We start from the raw sequence: 19,323 nt of genomic DNA, 5'->3' as shown, positions 1-19,323 counted from the left end.
ACGGCGAGGCGGCCGCGCACACCCGACGGGCGCTGCGGCTGGTCGACCCGGCGCAGCCCGGCGCGGCCCGCACACGACACGACCTGCTCACCGCGCTGGGCAACGACCTGCTGCGCAGCGGCCGCCGCACCGAGGCCCAGGAGGTGGTGGCCGAGGCCATCGCCGTCGCCCAGGAGCTCGGTGACCGGCGCTGCGTGCTCGAGTCGGCGGCCGTGTGGGGATCGGTCACACTGGAGAACTGGCGGCCGCACGGCGTCGTCGACACCGGGATGGTGGCGCTGCTGGAGGACCTGCTCGAGCACCGCGACGACAGGGGCGGGTGGGGAGCCAGCACGGCGAGCGAGGCCGAGCGCGACCGGCTGACCGCGCGGCTGCTGGGCACCCTGGGGGTGGAGCTGGCCTTCAGCGAGGACCTGCGGCGCGGCGTCCGGTACGCCGAGCGGGCGGTCGCGCTGGCCCGCGGTGCCGGCGACCCCGAGCTGCTGGGCCGGGTGCTGAACAACTACTCGCTGGCGGTGTGGGGGCGGCCGGGGGCCGCGGAGCTGCGGCTGGCCGCCACCGACGAGGCACTGGCGCTGGCCGGCCGGGGGCTGCCGCGGCGCACCGAGTTCTACGCCCGCCTGCACCGCGCGGCGATCCGGCTGCACCTCACCGACCGGGCCGGCTTCGAGGCCGACCTGGAGGCCGGGCGGCGGCTGGCGTTCGCCCTGTCCGGACCGGAGGTGCGCCCGCACGTGCTGTGGCAGCAGGCCGGCGCGGCCTGGCTGGCCGGCGACGCCGCGCGCGCCGAGGAGCTGACCACCGAGGCGTACGAGCTGTACCGCCGGGTCACCCCGCACGCGCGGCACGCCCACGCCGCGCACCTGTTCGCGCTGCGCCGCGCGGACGGCCGGCTGCCCGAGGCGGTCGACCTGCTCGTCGGGGCCGGCGACGAGGGCAACCCGCTGCTGCAGCTCATGGCGGTGCTGGCCGCCGCGGAGTCCGGCGACCCGGCCGAGGCCCGCCGGCTGCGCGCCCGCTGGGGCCGCACGCAGATCCGCGACTGGGCCAGCGACGTGCTGGTCCTGCTGCAGGCCGAGACGGCGCTGCACCTCGGCGACGAGGCCGACGTGACGATGGCGACGGTCCAGCTGCTGCCCTTCCGCGGCCGGCAGGCGGTGTTGGGGACGCCGGCCTTCAGCCTGGGCGCCTACGACGAGCTGCTCGGCCGGATCGCCGAGCACACCGGCGACACCGTGGCCGCGCGCGACCGGTGGACCGCCGCCCGCGAGCAGGGCCGCCGGGTCGGCTCACCGCACCAGGTGGCGCTGGCCGAGGCGCACCTGGCGCGGGTGCCCGCGGAGGCCGCGCAGCGCCCGCCGCGCCGCCGTCCGGTCCGCACCGCCTGAGGGGGTCCTCGCTCAGAGGGTGGTGGCGCGGCCGCCGTCGACCGGGATGACCGCGCCGGTGACGTAGGCGCCGGCCCGGCTGGCCAGGTAGACGACGACGCCGGCCATGTCGTCGGGGCGGCCGATGCGGCCCAGGGGCGAGCTGGCGACGATCTCGTCCCCGCGGGCGGCCAGCGTGGCGGCCATCATCTTCGACTCGAACGGCCCCGGGGCGACGGCGTTGACGGTGATCCGCCGCGGCCCGAGCTCCTTGGCCAGGTGCCGGGTCAGCTGGTGCACCGCGGCCTTGCTCGACGAGTACGAGTAGGTGGGCAGCTGCGGCACGTGCAGTCCGTCGATGCTGCCGACGTTGACCACGCGCGCCGGGTCGTCGTCGCCGGCCGCGGCCTCGAGCAGCGGGAGCATCGCGCGGGTGAGGAAGAAGGGCGCCTTGACGTTGAGGTCGAGCACCTTGTCCCACGCCGAGGCCGGGAAGGTCTCGAACGGCTCGCCCCAGGTGGCGCCGGCGTTGTTGACCAGCACGTGCACCCGCTCCTCGCGCCGGCCCACCTCCTCGGCCAGGCGGAGGCACTCGGCCTCGGTGGAGACGTCGGCCGGGATGGACTCGACCCGGCCGAACCGCGCCAGCTCCGCGGCGGCCTGCTCGCCGGCGTCGGGCTTGCGCGAGGAGACGTAGACCGAGGCGCCGGCCTGCAGCAGGCCGCGAGCCATCATCAGGCCGATGCCGCGGGTGCCGCCGGTGACGACGGCGACCTTCCCGGTGAGGTCGAACAGGTCCACGCGGAGCCTCCCGTGAGCGACGTGGGGACGGCGTCGGCCCCCGGCCCCGGCACCCTAGCCAGGCCCGATCACGTGGTCCCGATCGGCAGCGGGCCCCCGGCTGTGCCAGCCTCGGGTGCCGTGGACCCCCGGCGCGTGGGCGCGACCAGCGAGGTCGGCCGGCTGCGGACGGTCGTCCTGCACCGCCCGGGCGCGGAGCTGCGCCGGCTCACCCCGCGCAACAACGACCAGCTGCTCTTCGACGGCGTCCCGTGGGTGGCCCGCGCGCAGGAGGAGCACGACGCGTTCGCCGCCGAGCTGACCGGCCGCGGCGTGGAGGTGCTCTACCTCGACGCGCTGCTCACCGAGGTGCTCGCCCGGCCCGCGGCGCGCGAGGAGCTGGTGGCCGCCGCCGTGGACGACCCGCGGCTGGGCGCCACCCTGCAGCGCGCCGCCGTGGCCCACCTGTCCGGGCTGGCGCCGCAGGACCTGGCCACCACGCTGATGGCCGGCCTGGCCCACGACGAGCTGCGCGGCGGGCGCGGGCTGGCCTACCAGATCATGGACCGCGGCGACTTCGTCGTCCCGCCGCTGCCCAACCTGCTGTTCACCCGCGACTCGTCGGTGTGGGTGGGCGACCAGGTGGCGATCACCTCGTTGGCCATGCCGGCGCGGCACCGGGAGAGCACGATCACCCGGGCCGTCGCGACCCACCACCCGCGCTTCGCCGGCACCGGGCAGCTCTACGACGCCTCGCTGGAGCACCTGGAGGGCGGCGACGTCCTGCTGCTGGGCCCCGGGGTGCTGGCCGTGGGCGTCGGTGAGCGGACGACGCCGGGCGGTGCCGAGCGGCTGGCCCGCCGGGTGTTCGCCCGCGGTCTGGCGCACACGGTGCTCGTCGTCCCCATCGCCCAGGAGCGGGCGACCATGCACCTGGACACCATCGCCACGATGGTCGACGCCGACGCCATGGTCATGTACCCGGCGGTCGCGGACTCCCTGGTGGCCTGGACGGTCACCGTCGGCGACGAGCTCCCGGACGACGCCGACACCGTCGAGCTCGCCGTCTCCGGGCCGCGGCCGTTCGTGGTCGCGGCGGCCGCGGCGATGGGGATCGACCGGCTGCGGGTGATCGACACCGGCCTGGACCCGGTGACCGCCGAACGCGAGCAGTGGGACGACGGCAACAACACCCTGGCGCTGGCCCCGCGCCTGGCCGTGGCCTACGAGCGCAACACCGTCACCAACGCCGCGCTCGAGGCGGCCGGCATCGAGGTGGTGCCGATCCCGGGATCGGAGCTGGGCAGCGGCCGCGGCGGGCCCCGGTGCATGTCCTGCCCCGTGTCGCGCGACCCGCTGTAGACACTCCCCTCGCCCTCGCCCTCGCCCTCGCCCTGGCCCCGCCTGGCCGCACCCCGGCCCGGCCCGGCCCCCTCCCGGGGCTCCCCTGCCGGACGTCGTGCTCTCGTCCGCATGCGGGGCAGAGCACGACGTCTCACGGCGGTACACGGACCCCGGCCCCCTCGTGCCCCGCACGCAGGTGTGTCCGGCGAGCCGGGCCCGCCTCACCGGGTCAGCGGAGCGTGACCTGGCGGGAGAGCAGGCCGGCGCGGGCGCGGCGCTCGTCGGCGCTCAGCTCACCGGTGGCGGCCAGCGCCTGCTCCAGCCGGGTGCCGAACTCGGCGGCCGGGCCGGCCCAGTCCTGCGCCGGGGTGTCGGCGGGCAGGTCCCACACCGGCACGACCAGCCCGTGGGCGCGGAAGGCCCCGGCGTACCGGGTGCCCTCGCCGAGCAGCAGCTGCTCGGAGGCGGAGAGCCGGGCGAGCGCGTCGAGCAGCGGCTCCTCGGCCTCGGGGCGCACCCAGCGCAGGTGCGCGCGCTCGTTGCCGGGCCGCACCCAGTAGGCCGCCCCGAGCCCCTCGAGCCGCTCGGTGGGCAGCACCGCCTCGTTGGCCCGCTCCAGCCCGGCCCGGGCGGCCGGGCCGGCGTCGGTGCCCTCCAGCCAGAACCCGAAGTCCTCGTGCACGGTCACCTCGAGCGGCGCGGACAGGTCGAGCAGCTCCTGCAGCCGCGGGCCGGCCGAGCCGGCGGCACCGATCGGGCCCGGGTCCACCGGCGCACCGGCCGGGGACTCCAGCGCGGCGGCCAGGGCGGTGCCGATGTCGCGGCTGACGTCGTCGGAGGAGGCCTGCAGCTGGACGCCGAGCAGGACCTCGCCGTTGCTGCGCACGAGCGCCGGCGCGCCACCGGGCAGCACGCTGGCCAGCGTCACCTGCCGGCCGTCCGCCGTCCGCAGCGGCGCGGTGGCGGCGGGCACCAGCTCCCGCAGGGCCACCCAGTCGGCCTCGCCGGGCAGGCCCTCGAACGGGCGGGTCACCGGCGGCGCGTACCCCGAGCCGTGGCAGTGCTTGTAGCGGCGGCCCGACCCGCACGGGCAGGGGGCCTTGGGGTTGGTCGCGCCCTCGGCGGCGGGCGCGGGACGGCGGCGGGTCGCGGATCGGGCCATGCGGCCCAGCGTAGGTGGGGCCCGGCGGCGGTCCGCGCCACATAGGCTCGGCAGCCGTGACGCCGCTGGACCCCACCGACCCGGCCGTCGTCGCCGACCCGTACCCGGCGTTCGCCGCCGCCCGCGCGGTCGCCCCCGTCCACTGGTCCGAGCAGCTCGGCCTGTGGCTGGCGTTCACCCACGCGGAGAGCAACGCCGTCCTGCGCGACCGGCGGCTGGGCCGGATCTGGCGGGACCGGGAGCCGGCCGAGCGCTTCGGCAGCTTCAACCTGATCCACCGCAACGCGATCCTCGAGATGGAGCCGCCCGACCACACCCGGCTGCGGCGCCTGGTCAGCGCCGCCTTCGCCCGCGGGCACGTCGAGCGGCTGCGGCCGTGGGTGCAGGCGTACGCGCGGGACCTGGTCGACGGCCTGGTCGAACGCTCCGCCGGTGAGCAGCCGGTCGACGTCCTGTCGGGGATGGCCGAGGAGCTGCCGGTGGCCGTGATCGCCGAGCTCCTCGGGGTGCCGCCGGCCGACCGTCCGCTGCTGCGGCCGTGGTCCAACGCGATCGTGAAGATGTACGAGTACGGCCGGACGACGCAGGTCGAGGACGCCGCCGAGCGCGCGGCCGCGGAGTTCGTCGCCTACCTGCGCGGGCTGGCCGCCGAGCGGCGGCGCGCGCCGGGCGAGGACCTGCTCACCCACCTGGTCACCGTGCGCGATGCCGAGGGCGACCGGCTCACCGAGGACGAGCTGGTCACCACGTGCGTCCTGCTGCTCAACGCCGGTCACGAGGCGACGGTCAACGTCAGCGGCAACGGGCTGCTGGCGCTGCTCGAGCACCCCGGCCAGCTGGCCCGGCTGCGCGCGGACCCGGGGCTCCTGCCGACGGCGGTCGAGGAGCTCATGCGCTTCGACTCACCGCTGCAGCTGTTCGAGCGCACCGCCACCGAGGACGTCGAGGTCGGCGGGGTGACCGTGCGGGAGGGGCAGGAGATCGCCGCCCTGCTCGGGTCCGCCAACCGCGACCCCGCCGTCTTCACCGACCCCGACACCCTCGACGTCGGCCGCACCGACAACCCGCACGTCTCCTTCGGGGCGGGCGTGCACTTCTGCATCGGCGCCCCGCTGGCCCGCGTCGAGCTGCAGGCGTCGTTCGGCGCGCTGCTGGAGCGGACGTCGTCGATCGAGCCGGCCGCGCCCGCACGGCGCCGTCCGGAGTTCGTCATCCGCGGCCTGGCCGAGCTGCCCGTCGTCCTGACCCGGTAGTGGACGGCAGCCCGGGGGCGGCCCACACCGCCGACGTGCTCGGCCGGCTGCGTGGGCTGGCCGACCCGGCACGGCTGGAGGGGATGGCCCGCCACGGCGTCGGCGGCGCGGACGTGTCAGGCGTGACCGTCGCCGAGCTGCGCGCGCTGGCGAAGGAGCTGGGCCGCTCGCACGAGCTGGCCGCGGGGCTGTGGAGCTCCGGCGTCCACGAGGCCCGCATCCTGGCCAGCCTGGTCGAGGAACCGGGAGCGGTGGACGAGCGGCAGCTCGACGAGTGGGCGGCCGGCTTCGACTCGTGGGACGTGTGCGACCAGGTCTGCCAGAACCTCGTGCGGCACACCCCGTTCGCCTGGGCCCGGGCGCTGGAGTGGAGCGGGCGCCCGGAGCCGTTCGTCAAGCGGGCCGGGTTCGCCGTCATGGCCGGGCTCGCGGTGGCGGACGCGCGGTCGGACGACGACCGGTTCGAGCCGTTCCTGCGCGCGGTCGCCGAGCGGGCGGACGACGACCGGCCGATCGTCCGGAAGGGTGCGAGCTGGGCGCTGCGGCAGATCGGCAAGCGCAGCCCCGGCCTGCACGCCCGCGCGGTCGAGACGGCGCAGGAGCTGAGGTCGCGGGGCCGGGGCGCCCGCTGGGTCGGCGCCGACGCCCTGCGGGAGCTGGAACGGCGCCCCGGTAGAACGTGAGCGCGGTCACTGGCACGATGCGGCCATGCGCGGGTTGATGCAGGACGTCCCCCTCACCATCGACACGATCTTCCGGCACGCCGAGCAGCACCACGGTGACGTCCCGATCGTCACCGACGGCCCGGCCGGCAGGAGCAGGTCCACCTACGCCGAGTGGGCCCAGCGGACCAGGCGGCTCGGCGGCGTCTTCGACACCCTCGGCATCTCCGCCGACGGCCGGATCGGCACCTTCGGGTGGAACAGCCAGCGACACCTGGAGCTGTACTTCGCCGGCCCCTGCAGCGGCCGCGTGGTGCACACACTGAACATCCGGCTGTTCCCCGAGCAGCTGACCTACATCGCCAACCACGCCGAGGACGAGGTCGTCTTCGTCGACCGCACCGTCCTGCACCTGCTGTGGCCGCTGATCGACACCATGAAGACCGTCCAGCACGTGGTCGTGATGGACGACGGCGGTGACAACGAGGTCCCCGACGACCCGCGGGTGCTCGACTACGAGACGCTGCTGGCCGACGCGCAAGCGGTCGACTTCCACATCACCGACGAGGGCTCGGCGGCCTACATGTGCTACACGAGCGGCACGACCGGCAACCCCAAGGGCGTCGTGTACTCCCACCGCTCGACCTACCTGCACACGATGGGCGTGATCTCGCCGAACGCCTTCGGGCTCAGCGTCCGGGACGCCGCGATGCCGGTCGTGCCGATGTTCCACGCCAACGCCTGGGGGATCGCGCACGCCGGTCCGGCCGCCGGCGCGGCCATGATCATGCCCGCCTCGATGATGCAGCCCAAGGCGCTCGCCGACCTGATCGTCGAGGAGGGCGTCACCTTCACCGCCGGCGTCCCGACCATCTGGCAGGGGGTGCTGCCGCACCTGGCCGGCCGGCCCCACAAGCTGCGGGAGATCGGCTGCGGTGGCTCGGCGGTGCCCAAGGCACTCTCCGAGGCGTACCGGGAGCAGGTGGGCCTGCCGATCCTGCAGGCGTGGGGCATGACCGAGACCCACCCGGTCGCCTCCTCCGGCATCCTGCCGCCGCGCTTCGAGGACGCCGACGACGAGGCCAGGGCCGCCTGGCGGGCGCGGGCCGGCATCCCGTTCCTGGGTGTGGAAGCCCGGATCGTCGACGCCGACACCCTCGAGGAACAGCCCTGGGACGACGAGGCCACCGGCGAGCTGCAGGTGCGCGGCCCGTGGTGCGCCGCGGCCTACTACAACCCGGACGCGGGGGTGGAGCTGACGACTCCGGACGGCTGGATGAAGACCGGGGACGTCGCCGCGATGTCCCCGGACGGCAACATCCGGATCGCCGACCGCACCAAGGACCTCATCAAGTCCGGCGGCGAGTGGATCAGCTCGGTGGACCTCGAGAACGCGATCATGAGCCACCCGAAGGTCAAGGAGGCCGCGGTCGTCGGCATCCCGCACCCGAAGTGGGACGAGCGGCCGCTGGCCTGTGTCGTCCTCAAGGAGGGCGAGACGGCGACCGAGGAGGAGATCCTCGAGCACCTCAAGCCGCAGGTGGCCAAGTGGTGGATGCCCGAGGGCGTCGAGTTCATCGACGAGGTGCCCAAGACCAGCGTCGGCAAGTTCTCCAAGAAGGACCTGCGCAGCCGCTTCGCGGAGTACGTGACCAAGCAGTGAGGACGGCGGAGGCCCGGGTCCCGGGCCCCCGCTCCCCGGTGACAGGGGAGTGACACGCCCGCTCGCACGGGGGCGGTACTGACTGAGGGAAGGCGTCCAACTACCGTGCGTGCATGGCTTCCGTCCCGCCAGGAGACCGATCCGATCGGCTGACCGACGACCGGCCCGGCCGCGGTTCGAGGCCGTCCGTCGCCGGCCGGTCCCGGGCGGGCTCGCCCCGGCGGTGGCTGTGGACCTCCGGTGTCGCCGCTGCGGTGATCGGCGCCGGGCTGGTCGCGCCCTCGCTGACCGCTGCCGGGGCGCCCACGCCGGGGCCGGGCGCGGAGCAGGTGCTGAGCGAACGGGCCGCGACCGCGACGGCCCTCCTGACGAAGCCCCGCCGGCCGGTCCCCACCATCCCGACCGGGACGACGACGGCCCCCACGACGACGGCCCCCACGACGACGGCCCCCACGACGACGGCCCCCACGACGACGGCCCCCACGACGACGGCCCCCACGACGACGGCCCCCACGACGACGGACAGCCCGCTCGCCGGGGACACCTTCCACGGCACGAACGCCGGCGCGGCCGCAGCCGCGGCGCAGCCGGGCACCAGCCCCGAGGACGCGGCCCTGCTCCGGGAACTCGCCGGGGTCCCCACCGCCACCTGGCTGGGGTCGTGGAGCGGCGACGTCACGGCGACGGTGAGCCGCGTGGTCGCCGACGCCCGCGCGGCCGGCCGCGTGCCGGTGTTCGTCGCGTACAACATCCCGGGCCGCGACTGCGGCGGGTACTCCTCGGGCGGCGTCGACTCCGCCGCGCAGTACGACCAGTGGGTCCGGGGCATCGCCGGCGGCATCGGCAGCGCGGAGGTGGTCGTGGTCGTGGAGCCGGACGCGCTCGCCCAGCTCTGCGGCGACCCGGCCGCGCGGACGGCGATGCTGCGCGCCGCCGTCGAGGTGCTCGAGCGCAACCCCGGCACGCACACCTACCTCGACGCCGGGCACTCCACCTGGGTCGACGCCGCCACGATGGCCGACCGGCTGCGCGCGGCCGGCGCCACCGGCGCGGACGGGTTCGCGCTCAACGTCTCGAACTTCCACACGACGGCGAGCAACGTGACCTACGGCCAGCAGGTGTCGTCCCTGCTGGGCGGCGTGCACTTCGTCGTGGACACCAGCCGCAACGGCAACGGGCCGGGCAGCGACTGGTGCAACCCGCCCGGCCGCGCCGTCGGCCAGCGCCCCACCGGCTCGACCGGACAGCTCCGGGTCGACGCCTACCTGTGGGTGAAGACCCCCGGCGAGTCCGACGGCACCTGCAACGGCGGCCCGGCGGCCGGCACCTTCTGGCCCTCCTACGCGGTCGCGCTCATGCGCGCAGCGGCATAGCGGTCAGCCGCCCACCCGGGCGAGCTCGCCCGCGGGGAGCGCCTCGCTGTAGCCGACCCGGTACACCAGCAGCCGCATCCCCGCGGACGGCGTGTAGGCCGCGGTCTGCTCGAAGTTGCGCTGGAAGTACTGGAAGACGTCCTCCTCGTACCCCTGGTCGTAGCTCAGCAGGAGGTAGACGTACTGGTGCCCGTCGGCGAGGGACTCGACCTCCAGCGGGAGCTGGTCGGCGTCGAAGGGAGGCATCGGACCCGAGCGGTCCCAGATCGGCAGCGTGGTCACCCGCGCGGCCCCGTCGTAGTAGTACTCGAACGGGTAGACCGTGAAGGGCGAGCTGAGGACCACGACGTCCTGCGGCCGGGCCTGTGCCTCGGCCAGCTGCGCGGCCTCCCGGTAGTCCTCCCGCACGGGCGTCCCGGGGTCCACGACCTGCACGACGGTGCCGCCGATGGTGACGGCCAGCAGGACGGTGGCCAGGCTCCGGGCCACCGGCGCCGTCAGGCTGCTGAGGAAGCGCACCACGAGCACCAGGAGGGCCGGCAGCGCCGCGATCATGTAGCGGCTCAGAAAGAACGGCGTCACCAGGTGGCTGACCACGAAGGCCATCAGCACCGGCACGAAGGCGGCCACGACCAGGTACGACGTCGCCCGGTCGAGCTTCGCGCCGGCCCGGACGCTGGCCAGCGCGGCGAGCACCAGGAGGGGCCAGGTCGACGACACGGCCGTGTTGATCGCCTCACTCTGGAACCCGAAGAGGAACTGCGAGTAGACGTTCGAGTAGTCGATCGACGACGGCGCCGGGAGGTTGGGCCGGGTGTCGGAGGCCGACCCGCTGGCGCGGAAGTACAGGAACCACGGCAGGAAGGCGGCGCCGACGACCACGGCGACCCCGGCCATCCGGACGAACGTCCCCCACGGCAGCCGCCGCCACGCCCCCAGCAGGAACAGCCCCTGCGCCACCAGGACGAGGACGAAGAAGTAGTGGGTGTAGACCCCGACGACGGCCGAGGCGGCGTACCCGGCCCACGCGGCGTTGCCGCCGCCGGTGACGATCCTCAGGAAGCAGTACTGGCTCACCAGGGTGACGAAGACCAGCATCGAGTACATCCGCGCCTCGTTGCCGTACCACAGCAGGAAGGGCGAGCAGCTGAAGACGACGAGGGCGAACAGCGCCCACGGCGTGCTCAGGCTCCGGCGCGCGACGAGGTAGAACACCGGGACGGACGCGAGGAGGAAGACCAGCGACAGCAGCCGCGCCGTCTCCACGTCCGGGCCGAGCGCGAGCCGCCAGGTCCGGAGGAGGACGTGGTACAGCGGCACGTGGACGTCCCTGGCCACGAGCTGCAGGAGCGCCTCGTAGCTGCGGTCGGTCTGCCACAGGCTCTGCGCCTCGTCGAGGCGGATGCTGTTGCGGAGGAACGAGGCCCGGGACGCCAGGACGACGACGCCGAGGCACAGCAGGTGGACGGCGGCCACGGCGGCCGGCCGCACCACCCGGCGCAGGTCGTGGCGGGGCGGCGGCCGGTGCTGCCCGCGGCGCACGGCGTGCGCCGGGGCGGTCGCGGGCGGCGCCTCGCGCAGCAGGTCGGTGATGGACACGGAGCTCCTCGGCGGCTCAGTCGTGGACCGGCTGGAGGGCCGGCTCGACCGACGGGACGGGTCGCGTCGCCACCAGCCCGCCCGGGGCCATCGGGCGCACGGGCGGGAGCAGGTCGGCGACCGGCGCGGTGGGCGCGGCGGGGGTGACGTGCCGGCGCTTGCGCGGCGCGCGGGACGGCGAGGCCGCCACGACGAAGGGGACGGCGATGGCCAGGTGCACGGTGAGCCAGGCCACGTTGGCCACCAGCGAGGCGCTGGCCCCCTCCCGGACCGCCCCCACCGCGAGGGCGACGGCGGCGAGGGCGGCGTAGACCAGCTGCGGCACGACCAGGCGCAGGAAGTTGGGGCGCGCGCCGTCGTGCGTGGACTTGCTCGTGACGGCGAAGGACGTCTTCCGGTTGGCCAGCACCGCGACCATGGCGGTGATCTGCAGCCACCACGCGCTCAGCGAGAAGGCGATGGCCTGGTAGCTGTAGGCGAAGTTGCTGGTCCGCTGCAGCACGTAGAGGTTGATCCACATGTAGGGCACGAAGACCAGGGCCAGGGTCATCGTCGACGTGACGACCGGCGTCTCCCCGGTGAGCAGGAAGACCAGCGGCAGCAGCGCGTCGAGGACGATGACCGAGCCGGAGAGGTAGTAGCTGGCCGAGAGCAGGTACTGCAGCTTCTGGCTCGTGCTCAGGCCCCGCCGCAGCAGCGGGTTGTACTTGAAGATCACCTCGAGGCTGCCGCGCGTCCAGCGGTACTGCTGCTTGTAGTAGTTGAGGAAGTCGTCGGGTGCCAGACCCTCGGCGAGGACCTTCGGCACGTAGACGCTCCGCCATCCCCGCTCGTGCATGAACAGCGAGGTGAGGAAGTCCTCGGCGATGTTGAACTCGCACATCCCGCCGGCGTCGGCGATGGCACTGCGCCGCACGGCCATGTTGGTCCCGCACATGAACGCCGCGTCGAGCCGGCTCTTGCCGGCCATGATCGGGCCGAAGAACAGCGTCTGCTGGTCCCAGGCCACACGCGTGACGCGGTTCTGGTCCTGGTTCGCGTAGAACTGCGGCGTCTGGACGAAGCCCGTGCGGTCGTCGACGAAGTACCCCATGACCTCGGTGAGGAAGTCGGCGTGGGGCACGTGGTCGGCGTCGAAGACGACGAAGTAGGGGCTGGTGGTCCGGGAGAGTGCGTGGTTGATGTTCCCGGCCTTGGCGCCGCCGGGGGTCACCCGCGTGAGGCACCGGGCGCCGAGCTCGTCGGCCAGCACCTCGATCTCCCGCCAGTCCTCCTTGCCGGCGACCAGCCCGTCGTTGAGCAGGAACACGGTGAAGGGGACCGGATAGCGCATGGCGAGAGCGGCCCTGGTCGTCTCGCGGACGATGTCGACCGGCTCACCGCAGACGGTGATGAAGACGTCGACCGGCGCGTGGAAGTCCGCGTCGAAGGGCCGGGGCCGGTCGCGGCCCCAGACGGTCCAGCAGTAGCCGACGATCTGGACGAGGTGGAACAGCTCGGTGGCGAGCAGTGCGGCGAAGAGGAACCAGTTGCCGTGCTCGAACGCGAAGGCGATGACGAACGTGTAGACGGCGGCCAGCACGACGTTGGCGACGAGGAACCCCCGGTTCGGCACGTGCCGCAGGAAGGTCTCGGTGTCCGGGCGGGGTGTCGCGCGCCAGGTGGAGGTGGGGGGCACGGTGCGGGTCACTCCTCGGTCACGTTCAGGTTGGGTAGCTGGTCCAGGTGGAGGGCCATGCCGAACCACACCCAGTTGGAGTCGTAGTAGCCGAGCGGCTGGGCGACGTCGTTGGTGTCCACGTCGTAGAGCGGGAGGAGCTCCTCGGCGTACACCTCGTCGGCCAGCTCGGGCTGGACGACGGTGAAGTAGCCCATCGCCCCTCCGTAGAGCGCCGGCGCCTCGTAGTCGGCGGCGGGCGTGCCGTCCCGGTCGTAGCTCGCCACCAGGCGCTGGTCGTCGGACCACCGCCGGGCCAGCAGGGCCTCGCGCTCCAGGAGCTGCCGGGCGCGCTCCTCCCCGTACCAGCGGGAGTCGAGGGCCAGCCGCCACGGCAGGCGCAGGGCGTCGTAGCTGAAGCGCGTCGTCAGGTCACCGTCCGGCGCGCGGAACTCGCCGGTGCGGCGGTCGAGGAGGACCCAGTCGGGCGGCAGGCCGGCGGCCCGGCCGGCGTCCAGCGGCTGCCGGTTGAGCTCCTCGAGCAGGGCGTAGGAGTTGTCCACCAGACCCGGCCAGTCGTGCTCCGGGTCCGGGTCCACCTGGGCGAAGACGCGGTAGGCGTACGGGGCGACGTACGACGGGTTGACCAGCACCTCCTGGCGGTTCAGCCGCTCCACGTCGTTGGCCACGAGGACCGGCTCGCCCTGGACCTGGACGACCGCCTTCTCCCAGATGCCGTCGATGACGGGGAGGGCGTCGTACAGGTAGTCGTCCTGCTTCCAGCGCGAGTAGGCCATCAGCAGGGCGAAGGCGATGTCCACGTCGGCATCGGTCGCGATGTTGTCCCCGCCGAGCTCGGTCTGGACGCCGTAGGAGCCGTCGGGGCGCGGGCCGAACCGCCAGGACACGAGGGAGTCCTCCCGCTGGAGGTTGTCCTTCGTCCACTGCCAGCTCTCGGCGAAGGTCTGCTGGTCGTCCATCCAGACGGCACGCAGCATCGAGTAGCTCTGGCCCTCGGAGGTGGTGATCCCGCCGTTCTGGAGGTCCATCGTGCGGCGGCTGCCCGCCTCCAGGTAGGTGTCCTTGTAGACCTCCCACAGGTCGGTCAGCATCGTCTGCTCGGAGACGACCATGGGCTCGTCGGCCGTGATCGCCCGGGCGGCCCGCTGGACGTCGTCGCCGTACCGCAGGTAGCCCACGAGGCCCAGCAGCACGGCCACGACGAGGACGACGGCGATGCCGCGCCGGTGGCGCGCACCGCTGCGCCCGCTCGCCCGGTCGCCGGGGAGGTCGTCAGCCGGACGCACGTCCGGGTCGACCCGCTGGTCAAGCTGCATGCCGTCCTCCGGTCGCGCTGCGCTGTGGTGAGGGGGTGACGGGCTGACGCGCGACCTCGACCAAGTCGACGGCCTGCTCGCCGAGCAGGCGACGGCCGCCCAGGAGGTCGGCGTGCCGGGCCACGAGCACGCTGATGGAGGGGTCGTCGCGGTCGACCCCGACCCGCGCGAGGACGGTGTCGACGTCGCCCTCGTCCGCGCCGGCGAGCAGCGCGCGCACGGTGGTCCCGTCGGAGAGCCAGACGTCCCCCGCCCGCCGCACCGACTGCCAGCCCTCGGCCAGGGAGGCCTCGCGGACGCTGAGGACGACCATCAGGTCGTTGCCCGTCCGCCTCTCCCGGAAGCCGTGCAGCTGGCGATCCAGACGGGCGCTCTCGAAGGCGAGCGCCTGCTGCACGCCGTCCGCCGTCCGGGCCCAGGTGAAGCCGTCGGCCCACGCCCGCGCCCGCTCGGCCAGGGTCGCGGCGACGGCCGGGTCGGTGAGGGTGGCCAGCGCCCGGACGACGGCCTCGGCGAGCGCGTCGGGCGAGCCGTCGACGAGCCACCCGGTCTCGCCGTGGCGGACGGTGTCCCGCAGACCGCTGACCCGCCGGGCCAGTGCGGGCACGCCCGCGGCGTTGGCCTCGACCAGCGAGACGGCCCAGTCCCCTCCGTCGGAGGCACTGACCGTCAGCCAGGCGGTGCTGAGGAGCGCATCGCGCTCGGCGTCGGGGAGGCGGCCGTGGAAGACCGCCCGTGCACCGGTGGCCCGGGCGCGCTCCTCCAGCTCACGGCGCGCCGGGCCCTTGCCGACGAGGTGCAGCTCGGCGTCGGGCAGCCGGCGCTGGACCTCGGCCATGGCGTCGACCAGCGAGTCGAGGCGCTTGTGCCGCGTCAGGCGGCCCACCACGACGATGCGCGGGGCGGCCGAGCGCGCGCCCCGCAGACCCAGGGTGTCGGCGCCGGTGGGCACCACCCGGACGGCGCCGTCGAGGCGCAGCCGTCGCCGGACCTGCGTCCGCGCCGACGGGGAGAGCACGACCACGGTCCGGCGCCGGTACACCCGACGGCTGGCGGGACCCTCCAGCCACCGCGCCAACCGGGCGGCCGGCGGGGGCAGCGCCTCTCCGAAGAGGTCCTGGTGCACGTGGTGCACCAGGAGGACCACCGGGGTGCGGCGCCCGACGACCAGCGGGCTGAAGAACGGGATGCCGTTCTGGGAGTCGAGCACCGCGCCGACCGACCGGCGGTGCCGGAGCAGCCACAGCAGGGCCAGGGGGTAGATGCTCCACCACCCGCCGAGCCGCCGGACGCAGTAGCCGTCGATGCTCTCGCGGGCCGTGGTGCCCGACGGGCGGCTGGTCACCAGGACGACGTCGCGGCCGCGCCGCGCGAGCTCGCGGGCGACGCGCTCGCAGTAGAGCTCGGCACCACCGGCCGCCGGGTGCTGCCGGTCCCGCCAGTTCAGCACGACCAGGCGGTCCCGTCCCGTCCGCGTCACGACATCCTCGCCAGCGACGCGTGCACCGCGAACACCTCGGAGACGACCCGCTTCCCGTGCGTCCACACGTGGAAGGAGGAGCCGTCCTGGTCGGTCCACCGGACCGGCACCTCGGTGACGGGCAGGCCGAGGCGGGCGGCCACCGCGAGCACCTCGACGTCGAAGGCGAAGCCGTTGGCGGTCACGCGGCGGAAGATCTGCTCGGCGGCCTGGGCGGAGAAGAACTTGAAGCCGCACTGGGTGTCGGCGATGTCGCCGACGAGCGGCCGCGTCAGCATCCGGAAGGTGGACGAGCCGAGCCGGCGGACCAGGGGCTGCGGCACGGCGTAGCTCGCCCCGGGGGCACGCCGCGAGCCGATGACGACGGGCGCTCCCCGCTCCAGGTGGCCGATGACTTCGGTGAGGGCCTGTGGCGGCGTGGACAGGTCCGCGTCGCAGAAGCCCCGCCACCTCGCGGTGCTGGCCAGGAGGCCGCGGCGCACCGCTGCTCCCTTGCCCTGGCGCGAGCACCCGATGAGCCGCAGCGTCGTGTTCTCCGGACGGCGCCGCGCCACCTCGTCGACCACCTCGGCGGATCGGTCGACCGAGCCGTTGTCGACCACGGTGACCTGGACGCTCAGGGGCAGGGTCGCGGTGTGGGCGGTGAGGGCGCGCAGCGTCGCGCCGAGCCGCGCCTCCTCGTTGTAGGCGGGTACGACGACGTCGAGATCAGGCGACTGGTCCACGGGTGTGGTTCCTTCCACGGACGGGGGGACGGAGCAGGAGGTCGACGGGGGGTTCACGTGCGCTCCCACTCCCTGGTGGGCTCAGGAGCGCGCAGCGCCCCGTGCTCCGGGCGGTCCTGGACCTCGGCGGCACCGCCGTCGAGGACCGGCCGGCGGGCGAAGACGACACGGGAGCTCAGGAGGAAGGTCGCGGCCGCACTGGCGGTGGTCGCCACGACCGCGCTCTGGAAGGGCGGGACCCCGGCGAGCCGGTGGGCCGTCGAGAAGACCGCCGCGTTCACACCGAAGCCCAGGAGCGCCGAGCCGTTGAAGAGGACCGCGCGGCGGAGGACGTGGCCGACCGTCTCCTGACCGACGGGACGCCGTACGGACCAGGTCCAGAAGTAGCTGAGGACGAAGTTGACCTGGGTCGCGGTCAGGAACGCGACGACGTTGGCGACCTCGGGCACCACCCGCGGCGAGACGAGCCGGAAGACGGCCAGGTGGAGCGCCGTGATCGCCAGCCCGACGACGGCGAACCGTGCGCTACGGGCATGCCAGAGAGCGTGCAACATGCGAGTACTCCTCGATCAGGCGGAACCGCCAGACGTCCAGGAGCACGCGAACCGTTGAGCACCCCCCCACGTGGTACGGGCGCCAAGTTACGTCCGTTCAGGAGGCCCCGCCCCGGCCTCCCGACTCCGTGCGCGGGACGCACGGACCTCTACACGTACGGTGACCGAATCGCACGCAATTCGATGGTGTGACACACGTTTAGACCCCACTGCTCGCTGCCGGCCTCCGGCGGAGTGCGCCGGGTCGGGGCATCCGCGCTGCTCAGGGCCTCGCGTCACCGAAGTGCTCAAGACTTCTATAACGCTCAGGTAACGATCCCGGCGGGCGGCCGGTGAGCAGGCACCTGCGTCCGTTCCCGCGGCACCGATGCGACGCCTGCACGGCGAGCCGCGCCGGGGTCGACCTCAGACGACGGTCGGCGGCTGGCCGGTCTCGCTCACCAGCGGCCGGCCGGCCGTCTCCCACTCGCCCATCCCGCCGCCGACGTTCACCGCGTCGTAGCCGTTCTGGTTGAGCCAGGCCGCCACCCGAGCCGAGCGGCCGCCGCTGCGGCAGACGACGTAGAGCGGATCACCCTCGGGGACCTCGTCGAGCCGGGCCGGGACGTCGCCCATCGGGATGTGGGTGGCGCCCTCGGCGTGGCCGGCGACCCACTCCCCGTCCTCGCGGACGTCGAGGAGCACGGCGTCCTCGGGCACCTCGGCGGCGGGCACGGTCGGGACCTGCTGGGGCATCACGCACCCATCCTGGCAGCCCGGCAGGTGCGCGCCACCCCTCTCGCGGACTGGGAGGATGGACGGCGATGTCCGCTCCTCCCGCGCCCCCGGTCCGCGAGCCGGCCTGGTCGGTGTCCCGCTCGGCGATCTGGCTCTGGGTCACCGAGGGCGTCATCGGCACGCTGGTCTACGGCGCCCTCGTGGCGGTCGCGGTGCTGACCGTGCCGACGTCGGCGGGCGGCCCGGTGCCCGTGCTGCGCTGGCTGCTGCCCACCCTGGTCGCCGTCTACGCGGTGGTGGCCGTCGGCGTCCGGCCGTGGATCCGCTACCGGGTGCACCGCTGGGAGGTCACCGCGGAGACCGTGCACGCCCTCACCGGCTGGCTGACCCGCACCTGGACGCTGGTGCCGGTCGCGCGGATCCAGACCGTCGACGTCACCCGCGGCGTCCTCCAGCAGATGTACGGCCTGGCCAGCGTCGCGGTGCTCACCGCCTCCTCGCAGGGCACCGTGCGCGTGCCGCACCTGGAGGTCGCCATCGCCGAGCGGGTGGCCGACGACCTCGCCCGCCGGGCCGAGCAGGTCCGCGACGAGGCCACGTGACCGTCCCCGGCACGCCACTGCCCCCCGCCCCGGTGGGCGCGCCGCCGCCCGGGGCCCGCCGCAGCTCGCCGCGCATCGTGCTGGTGCACACGGTGACGTTCCGGCAGGCCCGGCAGGTGGTGCCCGCGGCCATCCCGATCATCGCCGCGGTCGGGCCCGACGGCCCGGGGGTGGTCGCCGCCCTGGTCGGGGTGGTGACGGCGCTGTCGCTGCTGTTCGCCGCGCTGTCGTGGTGGCGGACCACCTACGCCGACACCCCGGCGGCGGTCGTGGTCACCCGCGGCCTGCTCGCCCGCTCGGTGCGCACGGTGCCCAACGACCGCATCCGCGGCGTGGAGGTCGAGGCGCCGGCGCTGCACCGCCTGTTCGGCCTGGTGCGGGTGCGTGTCGACGCCGCCGCCGGGTCGATGACCGGAGGTGACGAGGAGGTCGTCGTCGACGGCGTCCCGCGCGCCGAGGGCGACCGGCTGCGGGCCTCCGTGCTCACCCACCGACGCACGGTCGGCCCCGGCGGGACGGACCCGTCCGCCCCACTGCCGGCGGGGGAGGCGCCGGCGGAGGTGGAGCTGGCACGCTTCTCCCCGCGCTGGCTGCTGTACGCGCCGCTGGTGGCCGGCTACCTCGCGGTGCCGCTGGCCGGGGTCGGCGCGCTGTCCCGGCTGCTGCAGGAGCTGCCGCGCGACCTGCAGCCCGACCTCACCGGCCCCGACCTGTCCGACGCCCGTGTCCTCGCCGTCACCGTCCTCGCCGCGCTGCTGCTGCTCGCCGCGGGGGCCGTCCTGGGCGCCGCGGTGGTCAACTGGGGTTTCCGGCTGGTGCGCCGCGGAGGCTCGCTGGTCGCCGTCCGCGGGCTGGTCACCCGCCGGCACACCGAGCTCGAGGTCGACCGCGTCCGCGGCGGCACGCTGGCGGAGGGCCTGGGCATGCGCCTGGTGCGCGCCGCCCGCGTCAACGCGCTGGTCACCGGCCTGGGCGCGGCCAACCGCCGGGGACAGCTGCTGCCGCTGGGGCCGCGCGCCGAGGCCGTGCGGCTGCTCGGTGTGCTGGT

At 74.6% G+C, this 19,323-nt stretch carries 17 protein-coding genes; 8 read left to right on the top strand and 9 right to left on the bottom strand.

Annotated features, from left to right (window positions below; translation table 11 throughout):
• A partial coding sequence (locus ABQ292_RS21485) for an ATP-binding protein (protein WP_369209750.1) occupies positions 1-1,388 on the top strand: 1,388 nt, incomplete at its 5' end.
• A gap of 12 nt (positions 1,389-1,400) precedes the next feature.
• Here ABQ292_RS21485 and ABQ292_RS21480 read toward each other — a convergent pair.
• Positions 1,401-2,168, bottom strand: coding sequence for an SDR family oxidoreductase (locus ABQ292_RS21480; protein ID WP_369209749.1), 768 nt, complete (start codon positions 2,166-2,168; stop codon positions 1,401-1,403).
• Between the two features lie 120 nt (positions 2,169-2,288).
• On the opposite strand from ABQ292_RS21480, the gene ABQ292_RS21475 reads away from it, so the two are divergent.
• The gene (locus tag ABQ292_RS21475; protein WP_369209748.1) at positions 2,289-3,509 is read left to right on the top strand and encodes an arginine deiminase; all 1,221 of its coding nucleotides are present in this window, start codon (positions 2,289-2,291) and stop codon (positions 3,507-3,509) included.
• A 211-nt stretch (positions 3,510-3,720) separates the two neighbouring features.
• Here the strand turns inward: ABQ292_RS21475 and ABQ292_RS21470 are convergent, their stop codons facing one another.
• On the bottom strand, positions 3,721-4,653 hold the full coding sequence (locus ABQ292_RS21470) for a DUF5926 family protein (protein ID WP_369209747.1): 933 nt from the start codon (positions 4,651-4,653) through the stop codon (positions 3,721-3,723).
• Positions 4,654-4,709: 56 nt separating this feature from the next.
• Between ABQ292_RS21470 and ABQ292_RS21465 the strand changes: the two genes are divergently transcribed.
• The 4 genes from ABQ292_RS21465 to ABQ292_RS21450 all read left to right on the top strand — a co-directional run bounded on the left by ABQ292_RS21465 (position 4,710) and on the right by ABQ292_RS21450 (position 9,604).
• Positions 4,710-5,906, top strand: coding sequence for a cytochrome P450 (locus tag ABQ292_RS21465; protein WP_369209746.1), 1,197 nt, complete (start codon positions 4,710-4,712; stop codon positions 5,904-5,906).
• Positions 5,906-6,589, top strand: coding sequence for a DNA alkylation repair protein (locus ABQ292_RS21460; protein WP_369209745.1), 684 nt, complete (start codon positions 5,906-5,908; stop codon positions 6,587-6,589). Before ABQ292_RS21465 ends, ABQ292_RS21460 begins: the two co-directional genes overlap by 1 nt.
• A gap of 25 nt (positions 6,590-6,614) precedes the next feature.
• On the top strand, positions 6,615-8,231 hold the full coding sequence (locus ABQ292_RS21455) for a long-chain fatty acid--CoA ligase (protein ID WP_369209744.1): 1,617 nt from the start codon (positions 6,615-6,617) through the stop codon (positions 8,229-8,231).
• A gap of 113 nt (positions 8,232-8,344) precedes the next feature.
• On the top strand, positions 8,345-9,604 hold the full coding sequence (locus tag ABQ292_RS21450) for a glycoside hydrolase family 6 protein (protein WP_369209743.1): 1,260 nt from the start codon (positions 8,345-8,347) through the stop codon (positions 9,602-9,604).
• A gap of 3 nt (positions 9,605-9,607) precedes the next feature.
• Here the strand turns inward: ABQ292_RS21450 and ABQ292_RS21445 are convergent, their stop codons facing one another.
• The 7 genes from ABQ292_RS21445 to ABQ292_RS21415 form a co-directional block, all read right to left on the bottom strand.
• Positions 9,608-11,203, bottom strand: coding sequence for a glycosyltransferase family 39 protein (locus ABQ292_RS21445; protein ID WP_369209742.1), 1,596 nt, complete (start codon positions 11,201-11,203; stop codon positions 9,608-9,610).
• 16 nt (positions 11,204-11,219) lie between these two features.
• Positions 11,220-12,881 carry a glycosyltransferase gene (locus ABQ292_RS21440; protein WP_369209741.1) on the bottom strand — a complete coding sequence of 554 codons (1,662 nt, stop codon included), beginning with the start codon at positions 12,879-12,881 and terminating at the stop codon, positions 11,220-11,222.
• A gap of 8 nt (positions 12,882-12,889) precedes the next feature.
• Positions 12,890-14,197, bottom strand: a complete 1,308-nt coding sequence (locus ABQ292_RS21435) for a family 8 glycosyl hydrolase (protein ID WP_369209740.1) — start codon at positions 14,195-14,197, stop codon at positions 12,890-12,892.
• Positions 14,187-15,677: a glycosyltransferase family 4 protein gene (locus ABQ292_RS21430; RefSeq protein ID WP_369209739.1), complete on the bottom strand. Its 1,491-nt coding sequence runs from the start codon at positions 15,675-15,677 to the stop codon at positions 14,187-14,189. The genes ABQ292_RS21435 and ABQ292_RS21430 overlap by 11 nt, the downstream gene beginning before the upstream one ends.
• Positions 15,674-16,402: a dolichyl-phosphate beta-glucosyltransferase gene (locus tag ABQ292_RS21425; protein ID WP_369209738.1), complete on the bottom strand. Its 729-nt coding sequence runs from the start codon at positions 16,400-16,402 to the stop codon at positions 15,674-15,676. Before ABQ292_RS21425 ends, ABQ292_RS21430 begins: the two co-directional genes overlap by 4 nt.
• Before the next feature lie 53 nt (positions 16,403-16,455).
• Positions 16,456-16,956 (bottom strand): GtrA family protein, encoded by a 501-nt coding sequence (locus tag ABQ292_RS21420; RefSeq protein WP_369209737.1) that lies wholly within the window; start codon positions 16,954-16,956, stop codon positions 16,456-16,458.
• A 405-nt stretch (positions 16,957-17,361) separates the two neighbouring features.
• Positions 17,362-17,691 carry a rhodanese-like domain-containing protein gene (locus ABQ292_RS21415; RefSeq protein WP_369209751.1) on the bottom strand — a complete coding sequence of 110 codons (330 nt, stop codon included), beginning with the start codon at positions 17,689-17,691 and terminating at the stop codon, positions 17,362-17,364.
• A gap of 68 nt (positions 17,692-17,759) precedes the next feature.
• Here ABQ292_RS21415 and ABQ292_RS21410 point away from each other — a divergent pair, with 68 nt between their 5' ends.
• Together ABQ292_RS21410 and ABQ292_RS21405 are read left to right on the top strand one after the other, a co-directional pair.
• Positions 17,760-18,275 carry a PH domain-containing protein gene (locus tag ABQ292_RS21410; protein ID WP_369209736.1) on the top strand — a complete coding sequence of 172 codons (516 nt, stop codon included), beginning with the start codon at positions 17,760-17,762 and terminating at the stop codon, positions 18,273-18,275.
• Positions 18,272-19,323, top strand: a 1,052-nt coding sequence (locus tag ABQ292_RS21405; protein WP_369209735.1) for a PH domain-containing protein, incomplete at its 3' end; no start/stop codon positions are given. The genes ABQ292_RS21410 and ABQ292_RS21405, both read left to right, overlap by 4 nt.

The sequence above is a fragment of the Geodermatophilus maliterrae genome, from assembly GCF_041018925.1.
Classification (GTDB): domain Bacteria; phylum Actinomycetota; class Actinomycetes; order Mycobacteriales; family Geodermatophilaceae; genus Geodermatophilus; species Geodermatophilus maliterrae.
Note: the sequence above shows the minus strand (reverse complement) of the source record. Positions and strands in the feature narration are given on the sequence as shown.